Source organism: Metabacillus crassostreae (assembly GCF_016908395.1).
Taxonomy (GTDB): Bacteria; Bacillota; Bacilli; order Bacillales; family Bacillaceae; genus Metabacillus; species Metabacillus crassostreae.
In genome coordinates, this window is record NZ_JAFBDU010000008.1 from 145084 (window position 1) to 159423 (window position 14340).

General features: G+C 36.6%; 11 protein-coding genes and 1 other RNA gene. 2 read left to right on the plus strand and 10 right to left on the minus strand.

Features of this window, described 5'->3' with window-relative positions; translation table 11 throughout:
* Positions 1-241 precede the first annotated feature (241 nt).
* Entirely contained in the window at positions 242-1342 is a 1101-nt protein-coding gene (locus JOC75_RS19405) for an endonuclease NucS domain-containing protein (RefSeq protein ID WP_204955640.1), read from the plus strand.
* 598 nt (positions 1343-1940) lie between these two features.
* On the opposite strand, the gene ssrA is transcribed toward JOC75_RS19405, so the two are convergent.
* Positions 1941-2281: a transfer-messenger RNA gene (gene ssrA, locus JOC75_RS19410) on the minus strand.
* 175 nt (positions 2282-2456) lie between these two features.
* On the minus strand, positions 2457-2924 hold the full coding sequence (gene smpB, locus JOC75_RS19415; protein ID WP_204955641.1) for an SsrA-binding protein SmpB: 468 nt from the start codon (positions 2922-2924) through the stop codon (positions 2457-2459).
* Between the two features lie 502 nt (positions 2925-3426).
* Between smpB and JOC75_RS19420 the strand changes: the two genes are divergently transcribed.
* Entirely contained in the window at positions 3427-3870 is a 444-nt protein-coding gene (locus tag JOC75_RS19420) for a DUF2383 domain-containing protein (protein ID WP_239589586.1), read from the plus strand.
* Positions 3871-4096: 226 nt separating this feature from the next.
* On the opposite strand, the gene rnr is transcribed toward JOC75_RS19420, so the two are convergent.
* From rnr to JOC75_RS19460, 8 genes are all read right to left on the minus strand, one after another.
* Positions 4097-6436 carry a ribonuclease R gene (gene rnr / locus JOC75_RS19425; RefSeq protein ID WP_204955642.1) on the minus strand — a complete coding sequence of 780 codons (2340 nt, stop codon included), beginning with the start codon at positions 6434-6436 and terminating at the stop codon, positions 4097-4099.
* Between the two features lie 15 nt (positions 6437-6451).
* Complete coding sequence (locus tag JOC75_RS19430; protein WP_204955643.1) at positions 6452-7192, minus strand: alpha/beta hydrolase; 741 nt, start codon at positions 7190-7192, stop codon at positions 6452-6454.
* Between the two features lie 258 nt (positions 7193-7450).
* Positions 7451-7684 carry a preprotein translocase subunit SecG gene (secG, locus tag JOC75_RS19435; protein ID WP_146947814.1) on the minus strand — a complete coding sequence of 78 codons (234 nt, stop codon included), beginning with the start codon at positions 7682-7684 and terminating at the stop codon, positions 7451-7453.
* Between the two features lie 468 nt (positions 7685-8152).
* Positions 8153-9136, minus strand: a complete 984-nt coding sequence (locus JOC75_RS19440) for a nuclease-related domain-containing protein (RefSeq protein ID WP_204955644.1) — start codon at positions 9134-9136, stop codon at positions 8153-8155.
* A gap of 271 nt (positions 9137-9407) precedes the next feature.
* Positions 9408-10700, minus strand: a complete 1293-nt coding sequence (gene eno / locus JOC75_RS19445; protein WP_204955645.1) for a phosphopyruvate hydratase — start codon at positions 10698-10700, stop codon at positions 9408-9410.
* Positions 10701-10714: 14 nt separating this feature from the next.
* Positions 10715-12250: a 2,3-bisphosphoglycerate-independent phosphoglycerate mutase gene (gpmI, locus tag JOC75_RS19450; protein WP_204955646.1), complete on the minus strand. Its 1536-nt coding sequence runs from the start codon at positions 12248-12250 to the stop codon at positions 10715-10717.
* Positions 12247-13002 carry a triose-phosphate isomerase gene (gene tpiA, locus JOC75_RS19455; protein ID WP_204955647.1) on the minus strand — a complete coding sequence of 252 codons (756 nt, stop codon included), beginning with the start codon at positions 13000-13002 and terminating at the stop codon, positions 12247-12249. Before tpiA ends, gpmI begins: the two co-directional genes overlap by 4 nt.
* Positions 13003-13097: 95 nt before the next feature.
* Positions 13098-14282, minus strand: a complete 1185-nt coding sequence (locus tag JOC75_RS19460; protein WP_204955648.1) for a phosphoglycerate kinase — start codon at positions 14280-14282, stop codon at positions 13098-13100.
* Positions 14283-14340: the final 58 nt, after the last annotated feature.

Consider the following 14340-nt stretch of genomic DNA (forward strand, 5'->3'; position numbering starts at 1 on the left):
TCCTAGCTTCATCTCAAAATAAAAAAAAGATGCATTTTCCCCAGATGCTGCAGACTTGTCTTTATTAAAAATTCAAAAAAAAGCTACAAATTAAATCTAAAGGGTTTCGTTTTCAGGGGCATTCTTAATAAATCACATAAGAAATAACGCACTTAAGAAGAAAGTTGTGAAAAAGCATTTTTAGTTTGGTAAAATTATTATATTAGTTATTTCAACATACAAGGATTGTAGGTGTAAGATTTTGTTTTTAACTGTGAACAAATATAATGGCGGATTAAATGTATACGAAGAAACAAATTTTAAATCACTTAATATACTTGAAAGAAACGATATTGAGCGTTGGGTAATTGAACAACCAGAAATATTAGGAGAAAAACTTTATATCTTAACAAATGAATATGATAAGTTCAATAAAACTTCAGAAAGGCTCGATGTACTAGCTTTGGATGAGCAAGGTGAATTAGTAATTATTGAACTGAAGCGTGATGATAGCGGTAAATCTGTTGAACTACAAGCTGTTAAATACGCTGCCTATTGTTCAACATTAACGGTGGATGAAATTATTGGGATACATAAAGATTATCTTCAGAAGAACGGTTTTCATTTATCAGAAGAAGAAATAAAGGATAAGCTTGATGAATTTATTGGGGGTGAACTTGAGTCTATATCTGACCGGCCAAGAATTATTATTGCTTCGAGAGAATTCAGACCAGAAGTAACAGCAACTGTTCTATGGTTGAGGAAGTTTGGGATTGAAATTAGCTGTGTTAAATTCACAGTTTATAATTTAAATGAAAAAGAAATAGCCATAAATTCATCTGTTATTATTCCATTAGTAGAGACTGAAGAATACACCATTCGTGCTGAGAGGAAAGAGGTTAATGAGAAAGAAATATCTGAGAAGATTCAGATCAAACACAAATTTCTCGATAGTTTAAATAAAAGGATTATCGAAGAGATGGGTATAGATAATAGCTTGCTTAAAATGAATCAAAATTATCATTATATTCAAATTAAAGCTGATGTACCAGGAGGACATTTCGAATTTTGTTTAAGGGGAAAAAGTGCCCTTGAAGTAGGACTACATTTCGAAAGGCAAAACGATGATCGTAATAAAGAACGTGTTGAATATATAGAGAGTAAATTTGGAGCAATACTTGAAGAAGAACTTAATGATGTTAGTTTAACATTTCAAAGCAATTGGAATGGAAACAAAAAGATGGCACGAATTTATATTAAAGGTGATTTAGGAGAATTAAACAAAGCTTTAGAGGATTGGGCTATTGAAAAGATGAGCATTTTATATAAACGCTTAAAAGACGAAGTAGATGGTAGGCAATGAGAAATTATTAATCAAAAGAAATATGTAAAACATAATTAAAAGGAAAGTCTCCTACTTTTATAAGTGTTTAGGTAGGAAATCTGAATTGTTACGCTTGTAAACCTAATGCATTTAATTAATTGAACAAGGCCGGATTTTTATAAGAAAGCAAAACTCCTGTTTTTATTTATATATGTAAGGTAAGATATTTTTCATAAACTCAAACAATGTTTTAAAGCATAATTTTGACACTTTTATTTTAAAGCATAATGATGTCACAATGACAATTTTATGCTTTAAGTCACAACAAAACAAAAACCACCAAATATGTATTTGGTGGAGACGGTGGGACATGCTATTCCATGCTTTCGTCATGGCACTGACTATATCTTGAACCTTGTTAGGTCCTTCGGCGTCTTATACGAAAAGTAGTTTTACCTTTAGAAAAGGCAGATTTTCGTATCCTAGTACTACCAAGTTGGCAGCCTATAAGTCGATACACGGCTGTTAGATCGCTCTACATACCGCTCGGCATTGCCCTATCACTTTAATGTGACTTAGGTTTCACCGATAAAGCCGAATTTTCACTTATGTGTTACCACATAAGGCGACTAATTACTAATCGAACCCACGTCCAGACATATCGGCACTTAAGCGTCTACGAGCGTAGTCGATAAATTCGCAGTTTCGCTAACTCCTATGCCTATCGACAGGCGTCAGAGCAGCTAGTCTGATTAGTCTCTTCCATCATCCCCAGACGGAGGAATTAGGCGTAGTCCACTAAGAGTGAGTCCCTTACCCTACCACATGGACGATGGAGGGAGGAACTAGCTATGCAGTTATTAAGCTGCTAAAGCTAAGTTATTGTTAGATTTGCCAGTTATTATTGGCGTGACGTTTTAACGAAGACGATCCCTTCGGCCCGCAACCTAAGCTCGAACTACCCCTGTCGAATCCGTAACGTCCCCATGATAGCCGTATTTACCAGCTTGGGAATACGGGAGATATTACAAAAGTAGAATAAGCTTAATTGCTTATGAAATTGTGTGTAAGTGACTGTCTTACAAAATCTATTATAACAGACTGAGACAAGAATGCAATTGTAAGGTTTTACCTATTGGATCTTCTGGAAGTTTTAAATCTTTTGACGTTCTCTAAAAGCACGTTCGATATCACGCTTCGCTTCTTTTTTCTTCAAGTCTTCACGCTTATCGTATTTCTTTTTACCCTTACCAAGACCAATTAAAACCTTCGCATATCCATTTTTTAAATACATTTTCAAAGGAACAAGTGCATAGCCATCTTCTTTTGTTGCACCAATTAATTTAACAATTTCCTTTTTGTGCAGAAGTAGTTTTCTTGTTCGTAATGGATCATGGTTATAGCGATTTCCCTGCTCATATGGACTAACATGCATATTGAGTAAAAAAACTTCACCACGATCAATACGCGCATAAGAATCCTTAAGATTTGCACGACCATTTCGAATTGATTTGATTTCCGTTCCTTGAAGAACAATGCCGGCTTCAAACGTTTCTTCAATTGAAAAATCGTGGTTTGCCTTTTTGTTTTGAGCAACTACTTTTCCCATTCCTTTAGGCATTGTGTTGCCTCCTCTCGGGTGTACCTATCATTATAGCGGTAACTTATATTTTAACAAAAAATGGACGTAAACTCAATGAATTGGGCTTTAAAGATTTTAAAGGATAATTTGCTTAGAGATTTTATGTAACTAGACAAACAAGAGCTGACAATAAAGGGCGGATCACTTATATACAGAACAAAATGGAGAAAAACAAACGAAGTATCATCAATATAAAAAATAAGAACAGACCATATGCAGTTTTCTTTTAAGATTCACTTGAAATATCCAACCTTTCTGTTCATTAAACACTTTTCTCACTAACAGCATAAGTATTGCTGTGAATATGTTTCTTTCCCACTTAACTAGATAAAGTTTTTGGACTTTTATTCTTCACTAACTTATGGGATGAGAAGGTTATTTACTACTTATACAAGTGTTTCATGTTCCAAGCTCTAAAGCTTTTGTATGAATTCATTTTTTACGCTTAAACTATGGATGAAATGAATTAAATTAGAAAGGAATGATTTCAATAGAAAATCAGAATGTTGTAAAAACCTTGAACCAGCTACTGCAAGGACAATACATGGGAATACATTCTTTTGAAGAGTTTATAAAAAACCTTGATGACTCTTCCCCGCTTCGTAATAAATTTATTACTATCCAAAAGGACTTAAAACACCATTCAGACCTGATTTCAGAACGAATTCAAGAGCTTAAAGGAACACCAGCTACTAGTGAAGGAGTTGTTGGTAGAATCGAACTTTATATTAGCCAAATATTTGATCACTCAAATAGTGAAAAGGAAATTCTAAAACATGCAATTAAGGGAGAAAATCTCTATGGAATAAAAATGACTGAGAAATTGGTTCGTGATAAACTTGATGAGGAAAGTTTGAACCTTGTTGATCGTATTTTAGATAAACAAAGAGAGCATGTCGATTATTTAAAATCTGAGTTACACTGATACATAGAATTGATAAAGAAGTCTAAGGACTAGGTGTTTTTTTCCTAGTCTTTTTTTCTACAGTGCTAATCAAGTGCAAAAGTTGATTTTAGTCTGCTTTGACAATGTGATTCCTTATGCCTCAACAGTCTCAATAATCGTTAATATATCACTAGCAGACCAAATCAAATACGATTTGGTCTGCTAGTGATAGTTAACATGAATTTGTACAAAACCTCAAAGGAAATTATCGTTTTTTCTTTTTACGCTTTGCTTTTGGTGCATTTTCAAAATGCTTCTTCTTTTTACGTGGAGGACGAGTTGACCAGTCTCCTGATTTTTCGTCTTCTTTTTTCTTACCATACTTTAAGTTGTCTGGCTTTCTACCTTTACCTGCAATGATGACTTTTTTAGGAGCATCTTTATCAGGACGTTTTCTCGTACCCTTCATGCCCACAACTTCAAAATCAATAGAACGTTCATCTTTATTAACATTTACAACACGAACCGTGATTTCATCACCAATTCGATAAACATTACCAGTACGTTCACCAATCATTGCGTAATGGCGTTCATCATAGCGATAATAGTCATCTGTTAAATAGCTAACATGGATTAGACCCTCGATTGTGTTAGGCAGCTCAACAAACATACCAAAGTTTGTGACAGAGCTAATCATTCCGTCGTATTCCTCGCCAATTTTATCAAGCATATATTCTGCTTTTTTCAGTTCATCTGTTTCACGTTCAGCTTCAACCGCTCGTCTTTCCATATTAGAAGAATGCTCTGCTATAACAGGTAAGCTTTCTGCCCATTTAGAACGAGTATCTCCATCCACTTTACCTTCTATTAGATACGTACGAATTAAGCGATGCACAATTAAATCCGGGTAACGACGAATTGGTGAAGTGAAATGAGTATAATATTCAGTTGATAAACCAAAATGTCCAAGGCTTTCTGGATCATATTTTGCTTGCTTCATCGAGCGTAACATAACCGTTGAAATAACCGTTTCTTCTGGTTTACCGGCAACTTCTTCGATAATGTTTTGTAATGCTCTTGGATGTATTTCATTTGCTGTTCCTTTTACAGAATAGCCGAAATTTGTAATGAATTCTAAGAAACGTTGAAGCTTCTCAGCATTAGGATCTTCATGGATACGATAAATGAACGGTACATTCATCCAATGAAAATGCTCTGCAACTGTTTCATTTGCAAGCAGCATGAACTCCTCAATAAGACGTTCAGCTACTGAACGTTCACGTATCACAACATCTGTTGGGTGACCCTTTGGATCAACTAACACCTTCGCTTCTTTAAAATCAAAGTCAATTGCACCACGATCCATACGTTTTTTACGAAGAATCTGTGCTAAATCCGCCATTTCTTCAAACATAGGAACAAGGTTTTCATATTTTTGCAGAAGAGCTTCATCTTTGTCTTCAAGAATTTTTTTCACATCTGTATATGTCATTCGTTCTGTTGTTTTAATCACACTTTGAAAAATCTCATGCTTAACAACTTGACCTTCAGCATCGATTTCCATTTCACAGGATAGTGTTAATCGATCAACCTTTGGATTTAATGAACAAATTCCATTTGAAAGACGATGTGGAATCATTGGAATAACTCGGTCAACTAAATAAACACTTGTTCCACGTTCAACCGCTTCACGATCAATTGGAGATTGCTCTGTTACATAATGACTAACATCTGCAATATGAACACCAAGCTTATAGTTACCATTTTCAAGCTTTGTGACCGTAACTGCATCATCTAAATCCTTTGCGTCTGCTCCATCTATTGTCACAATCGTTTCGTTACGTAGATCACGGCGATCCTTTAAATCTTCTTCTTTAATTTCATCTGGTACATCATTTGCTTGTTCTAGAGCTTCTACTGGGAACGGACCAGGTAACCCGTGTTTATGAATAACAGATAAAATATCAACACCAGGATCATTTTTATGACCTAGTATGTCGATTATCTCACCTTCAGCACTCATACGGCCTTCAGGATACGTCGTTAATTTCACAACAACCTTATGTCCTTCAATAGCACCCTTTGATGCATTTTTTGGGATAAAAATATCATTTGCAATCTTTTTATCATCTGGAATGACAAATCCAAAGTTTTTACTTTCTGTATATGTTCCAACAACCTCTTTTACTCCACGTTCTAAGATTCGAATAATTGAGCCTTCTTGGCGTGAGCCATTCGCAGATTTCGGGCTTACTCGAACAAGAACAATGTCACCATGCATCGCTGTTTTTAGCTCAGTTGGTGGGATGAATATATCATCTAAGCTTGTATCCTCAGGATCAACAAAAGCAAACCCTTTTGCATGGCCAATTAGCTTTCCTTTTAATAAATTCATTTTTTCAGGAAGACCATAGCGGTTACTACGTGTTCGAACAACCAATCCCTCTTCTTCCATCACAACTAATGCTTTAACAAATTCTTTAAATTCTGCTGAATCCTCTATTCCAAATGCTTCTTCAAGTTCTTGTACTGTAAGTGGTTTATATGCTTCTTCCTTCATAAAACCAAGCAGCTTATTTATATGTACTTGTATTTCTTGATCCATTAAACATCCTCCTTTTTACCAATCAAGACTTTCTAAAAATTCATAAACATCTTCATGAAGTTGATCTCGTTCTTTATCAAGAGTTAACACATGTCCAGATTCTTCGTACCACTTAATTTTTTTATGATCATTTTCTACTTCATTGTAGATAATATTGGCACTATCTGTATTAATCATGTGATCATGTCTTCCCTGTGCAACAAAGGTTGGAGAATAAATCATATCTACATTATCTCGAACAGAAGCAATCAACTCTTGTAATGCTTTTAATGTATTCATAGGAGATTTTTCAAACTCTCTCATTTCAGCTTCAATTTCTTCAGGAGTTTTCCCCTCGAATTTTTTATAATTTCTAGCATATTCGAGAACACCTTCATACATGACTTCTTCACTTTTTATATACATAGGTGCACACATTGGGATAATACCCTTTACAGGTACAGTGTAACCTAATTTCAAGGAAAACACTCCACCTAGTGACAATCCGCCAACGGCAATATCTTCAAATCCCATATCCTTTAAATGCTGATAGCCTTCTTCAACATCTTTCCACCAATCCTCAGGCCCTGTCGAAACAAGCTCCTCAGGAGGAACTCCATGTCCCTTATATTGTGGTGCATGACAAGTATACCCTCGCTCACTTAAAAAACGCGCAAGCATCCTTACATCAGCAGTATTCCCTGTAAATCCATGTAATAAAAGTACAGCTCTGTCTCCACCCTCAAATGTAAATGGCTTCGGTAAAACTTTTTTCATATTTATACTCCTTTAATATCTTTCGTATAGTTTGTCCGACATGATTCTGTAGTATTACAAATCTCTAATGTTTCTAAGTTGAAATTCCATGTCTATGTATATCCCTTACTACCATTAAAACAAACACTGTTACTACTTACAAAGATGTTTGCTTGTCTATGTATGTTTTTTTATCATGACTTTAAAAATCCTCAGTAAAACCACATCTAAAAACAAAAAAGAGCCTGTAGTTAAGTACAGACCCTTTGCTTTCACCCATTATTGAACAACATATGATACTAAAATTGTAAGAATAAAGAATAAAACAGACAAAATAACAGTAGCTCGATGTAAAACTAAATCAAGACCACGTGCTTTTTGCTTTCCAAAAAGTTGCTCGGCGCCACCAGAAATCGCACCAGATAAACCTGCGCTTTTTCCAGATTGTAATAATACAACTGTAATTAGAGCGATTGAAACTAAAACAAGTAGGATAATTAATACTGTATGCATGAAAACACACCTCCTGAAATGCGCACAAATAGATAATTTTAATGTATCACAACTGACGAATTATCACAATATACATTTGTTTTAAATGTTGAAGTGAGGTTGATATTCTCAAATATTGGCGTTTTGGAACGGAATTATTGGGCTTATACGTACTTTTTGTGCTCTGACTTGGGGTACCCAGGAATTTTTTTCTTGATTTAGAACTCTAGCTTGTAGCTGTTTTAGGGTCATTTACTTATATTGGAGCATTTCTGGTACATTTTTCGGATCTTGCCCTTACATATGAGCTTTTCTTTTTCATTTTGTCACTCTATCCTAAGCGGAATATTAAATTTATCTTCGATTCTTGAAAAATATCAACGATTTTTCAAATTTATCATCGATTATGCAAATTTATCATCGATTTTCAGAATTTATCTTCGATTAGACTATTTTCGACAAAACTCTCACAAAGCAACACCTTCTATATCACAAATATTTAAGCGGAATTAATTCATATTGGCGATTTTTATTTCCTCCTGAGTATTTGAGTTTCAAGCCATGTAATAACCGATTAGTTGTGCTGGATGAATCCAAAAGAAGAAACTCTCTAGCTTCAGAGTTCTTGATGGTTGGTTTTATTAAAAGTGAGTAATCTTTTAAGGCCTGTACATGAGCCAATTTGTCTTTATGTTTACATTTTGGGCAATACCAGTTTGCCTTTATCCTTTCTAGAGGAAGATACTCACAATGAGGACAGACCACTCCTTTTCTTAATTCATGCTCGTTTATTTGATAGCGTTCTAATACATTTGTTTCTAACGGTGAATGCTGCTTGATGAGACATTTGAAGATTTTTTTCATTTCTTTTTCATCAAGAGTATCAGATATGTGAGATTGAGTTTTTTCGATTTGTTTGATTTTCATTGGAAGATCTTCTTTGTGGATGACTCTTTGATTGATGAAGTGGTTGTTTGGGGCTGTGCGGATAATACTTTGAGAATTGCTAATGACAACTAGTGTGGCAAGCTTTAGTTTTGGAAGTTTATTGAGCTCTAGCCATTCTTGAAAAAGGGCCGCTTGTCTGTCTATCTGTGTTAGTGGATAGGAGTAACCTTTTTCGACGCCGTCTTTTGTTTGAATCAGTTGCTTGAATTCCTGATCGAAGTAAATGGTTCCTGAGATATTTTTAACCTCTATAAGAATGACAAGCTTTTTGGTGAAAATAAGGGTGTCAATTTGAAAGTGGTGTGATTTTGTCTGTAGTCTTAGACCATGGAAGATGTAATAGTCCTTTTCGTTTAGAAAACTAAGTGGATAATCGATTGCTTTTTCGCCCTGGTAGCCTGCGGTTCTGATTCTGAGGTCTTCGGTCATTGTGGGGATTTTATGTTGATGAGTTTTCGGGATTCTTTGAAGCAAAGCTGTTAATTTTGGGATGATATCTGGTATTTGGTGGTCTTTTTTGATCATAATCTCACTCCATATTGTTTTGTCACTTTAATATACGTTATCTCTGGGTGGATTTCCTGCTACTCGTTGAGAGAATTTTAACTTTATCGGCGATTCTGCCGATTTATCTTCGATTTTTCTGATTTATCATCGATTATGTAAATTTATCTTCGATTTTCCAGATTTATCTTCGATTAGACTATTTTCGACAAAAACCGCACACCCACTTCGCTCCTCCGCAAACCAAAACAAAAAAACTGCCACACCCAGTGTGGCAGCCCCTTAACTCAAATTACTTCTTCAAGTTATAGAAAGTTTTGATTCCATCATATTTAGCTGCGTCAACAAGTTGATCTTCGATACGAAGAAGTTGGTTGTATTTCGCAACACGGTCAGTACGTGATGGAGCACCTGTTTTGATTTGGCCAGCGTTTGTTGCTACAGCGATGTCAGCAATTGTGCTGTCTTCTGTTTCACCAGAGCGGTGAGAGATTACTGCTGTGTAACCAGCGCGTTTTGCCATTTCGATAGCATCGAAAGTTTCAGTAAGTGTACCGATTTGGTTAACTTTGATAAGAATTGAGTTAGCAATTCCTTTTTCGATACCTTCAGAAAGTTTTTTCGTGTTTGTAACGAATAAGTCATCACCAACAAGCTGAACTTTGTCGCCAAGGCGCTCAGTTAATAGTTTGTGACCATCCCAGTCGTTTTCGTCTAAGCCATCTTCAATTGAGATGATTGGGTATTTAGAAGCCATTTCAGCATACCAGTCAACCATTTCTGCAGATGTTTTAACAACACCTTCACCTGAAAGATGGTATTTACCGTCTTCTTTGTTGTAGAACTCAGAAGAAGCAGCATCCATAGCAAGCATAACTTGCTCACCTGGTTTGTAACCAGCTTTTTCGATTGCTTCGATGATTGTTTGAAGAGCTTCTTCGTTAGATCCTAAGTTAGGAGCGAATCCACCTTCATCACCTACAGCAGTGTTAAGACCTTTGCCTTTTAATACAGCTTTTAAGCTATGGAAAATTTCAGCACCCATACGTAATGCTTCACGGAAGTTTTCAGCACCTACTGGCATAACCATGAATTCTTGAATGTCAACGTTGTTATCAGCGTGCTCTCCACCGTTAACGATGTTCATCATTGGTACTGGAAGAGTTTTCGCGTTGAATCCTCCAAGGTATTGATATAAAGGTACTTGTAGGAAATCTGCAGCAGCACGAGCAGCAGCCATAGATACACCAAGGATTGCGTTAGCACCTAATTTACCTTTGTTTTCTGTTCCATCAAGCTCGATTAATGCTTGGTCGATTGCAACTTGTTCTGTTACGTCGAAACCAAGTAATTCTGGAGCGATTAATTCGTTAACGTTTTTAACAGCTGTTAAAACGCCTTTTCCTAAATAACGATCTTTGTCACCATCACGAAGCTCAACTGCTTCATATTCACCAGTTGAAGCACCACTTGGTACTAATGCGCGACCAAACGCACCTGATTCTGTGTGTACTTCTACTTCTACTGTTGGGTTACCGCGTGAGTCTAAAACTTCGCGTGCATAAACGTCTACAATGTATGGCATTTAATTTCTCTCCTTTATTTTTGAATTAATGTAGTACCAGTCATTTCTGCTGGCTTGTTAAGATTTAATAGATCTAGCATTGTTGGAGCTAAGTCTCCTAAAATTCCACCGTTTCGAAGTGTTACATTTTCCTCTGTTACAATAACAGGAACAGGATTTGTTGTGTGAGCTGTCATTGGCTCACCCTCTAATGTAACAACTTCATCTGAATTACCATGATCAGCTGTAATGATGGCTTTACCGCCTTTAGCGATAATCGCATCAACAATTTTACCAAGGCATTCATCAACCGTTTCGATTGCTTTAATTGTTGGCTCAAGCATTCCTGAGTGACCAACCATATCTGGATTTGCAAAGTTTAAAAGAATTGCATCAAATTTGTCAGCTTCAATTTCTGCTAGTAACGCGTCCGTTACTTCATAAGCACTCATTTCAGGCTGAAGGTCATAAGTTGCAACCTTTGGTGAGTCGATTAAAATTCGCTCTTCACCAGGAAACTTTTCTTCACGTCCACCACTCATAAAGAAGGTAACATGCGGATATTTTTCAGTTTCAGCAATACGAAGCTGTGTTAAATTATTTTGCGCTAACACTTCACCAATTGTGTTGTCAAGGTTAGTTGGTTTGAACGCTACATATCCTTGAACTGTTTCACTAAAGTGAGTTAAACAAACAAAGTGTAAGTTTCTCGGATGCTTTTCACCACGATCAAATGAACGGAAATCTTCATTTGTGAACGTGTTGGAAATTTGGATTGCACGATCTGGACGGAAGTTATAGAAAATAACTGCGTCTTCATCGTTAATTGTTGCAACTGGTGATCCATCTTCTTTTGTCATAACTGATGGAAGCATGAATTCGTCGAAAATTCCGTTTGTATAAGAATCATCGATACATTCCATTGGATGACTGTAAGTTGGGCCTTCACCGTAAACCATTGCACGGTATGATTTTTCTACTCGGTCCCAGCGCTTGTCGCGGTCCATTGAGTAGTAGCGGCCAGATAATGTCGCAATTTCCCCGACACCGTATTCTGTGATTTTTTGTTGTAATTCATTCACATACGTTTTAGCAGTTTTTGGACCAACATCACGTCCATCTAAGAAGCCATGAATATATACATTTTCAACGCCTTCTTTAGCTGCAAGCTGTAAAAGGGCATATAAATGCTGAATATGACTATGAACTCCACCATCAGACACTAAACCGAAGAGATGAAGGTTTTTACCTGTACGCTTTACATGATTAATCGCCTCTGTAATGGTTTCATTTCTTTCAAATTCACCTTCACGGATTGCCACATTAACACGTGTTAAGCTTTGATAAACAACTCGACCTGCTCCTATGTTTAAATGACCTACTTCAGAGTTACCCATTTGTCCTTCTGGTAAACCAACAGCCTCACCTGAAGCGACTAATTCTGCATGTGGATATTGATTCCAATAACGATCAAAGTTCGGCTTTTTAGCATGTGCCACTGCATTACCCATTGTTTCTTCTCGAACGGCAAAACCATCAAGGATGATTAATGCAACTGGTGCCTTACTCATTTGTTTGCCTCCAAAAGTTGAAGGAAGGATTGTGCTTCTAAGCTCGCTCCACCTACTAGTGCACCATCGATATCAGGCTGTGCCATATATTCTTTAATGTTAGCAGGCTTTACACTACCACCGTATTGGATACGAACAGCTTCTGCTGCATCTGTAGAGAATTGTTCTGCTACAACGTTACGAATATGTGCACAAACTTCATTAGCATCTTCTGCAGAAGAAGATTTACCAGTTCCGATTGCCCAAATTGGCTCATAAGCGATAACTGTTTGTTTCACTTGTTCTTCAGATAAACCTTGTAATGCTTGTTTCACTTGGTTTCCTACAAGATCATTTGTTTTTCCAGCTTCACGCTCTTCTAATGTTTCACCACAGCATACAATTGGAGTTAATCCGTGTTTGAAAGCAGCTAAAGTCTTTTTGTTTACTGATTCGTCTGTTTCAGCAAACATTTCTCTGCGCTCTGAGTGACCTAACACAACATAGCTTACACCGATGTCTTTTAAAGCTACTGGACTAATTTCTCCAGTAAAAGCACCCTCTTCTTCAAAATGCATATTTTGTGCACCGATTTTCACGTCAGTATCTTTAGTAGCAATAACTAAGCTTTCTAAAAATAATGCCGGAGCACAAACAACTGAGTCAACACTTTCTGTTGAAGGTACTAGACCTTTTACTTCTTCAATAAAGCTTTTTGCTTCAGAAGAAACTTTGTTCATTTTCCAGTTACCAGCAATAATTGGCTTTCTCATGTTTACACCGTCCCTTTTTTTACAGCCATTCTCTTTCGTTAACAACAAGATGTCGCGACTAATCTTGACATTACTAAAATTGAAGACTGTATTTCTTATTTATCGTTTAAAGCTAAAACGCCTGGAAGTACTTTACCTTCCATGAACTCAAGAGATGCTCCACCACCTGTAGAGATGTGGCTCATTTTATCAGCCAAGTTGAACTTTTCTACAGCGGCAGCTGAATCTCCTCCTCCGATAACGGAATATGTATCATTTGCCTCAGCTAATGCTTCTGCAACTGCTTTTGTTCCACCTGCGAATGCATCTAATTCGAATACACCCATTGGTCCGTTCCAGATAACAAGTTTAGAGTTTTTGATAACGTCAGCGTAGATTTCACGAGATTTCGGACCACAATCAAGACCTTCCCAATCACTTGGAATGCTGTCAATTGATACGATTTTTGTGTTTGCATCGTTTGAGAAATCATCTGCAACAACAATATCAACAGGCATATAGAAATTAACGCCCTTTTCTTTCGCTTGATCAAGGAAAGATTTTGCTAAATCAACTTTATCTTCTTCTAAAAGTGATTTACCAACATCATGACCTAAAGCTTTGATGAATGTGTAAGCTAATCCACCACCGATGATTATATTATCTACTTTATTAAGAAGATTGTCGATTACACCGATTTTGTCTTTAACTTTTGCTCCACCGATAATTGCAGTAAATGGACGCTCTGGATCATTTAATGCTTTACCTAGTACTTCAAGCTCTTTTTCCATTAAGAAGCCTGCAACAGCTGGGATATGTTTCGCAATACCTTCAGTTGAAGCATGTGCACGGTGAGCAGCACCAAATGCATCATTTACATAAACATCAGCTAAATCAGCAAATGCTTTTGCTAGCTCAGGATCATTTTTTTCTTCACCAGGGTAGAAACGTACGTTTTCTAAAAGTAAAACGCCGCCTTCTTCTAGTTTAGCGATTTCAGCTTTAACAGAATCACCATAAGCTTCATCTGTTTTCACAACATTTTTGCCTGAAAGTTCTTGAAGCTTTTCTGCAACTGCATTTAAGCGTAGTTCTTCAACAACTTCACCTTTAGGACGACCTAGATGACTTGCTAATACAACTTTAGCACCTTGCTCACTTAAATATTGAATTGTTGGTAAAGCTGCACGAATACGTGTTTCATCTGTTACTTGTCCATCCTTCATCGGTACGTTAAAGTCAACGCGACAAAAGACGACTTTCCCTTTAACATCAATGTCTTTAACTGACTGTTTGTTCATGAAAAAGCCCTCCTAATTTAAAATGCGGAAGCGCCTGTTCAGCCCCGACAAGCACAAG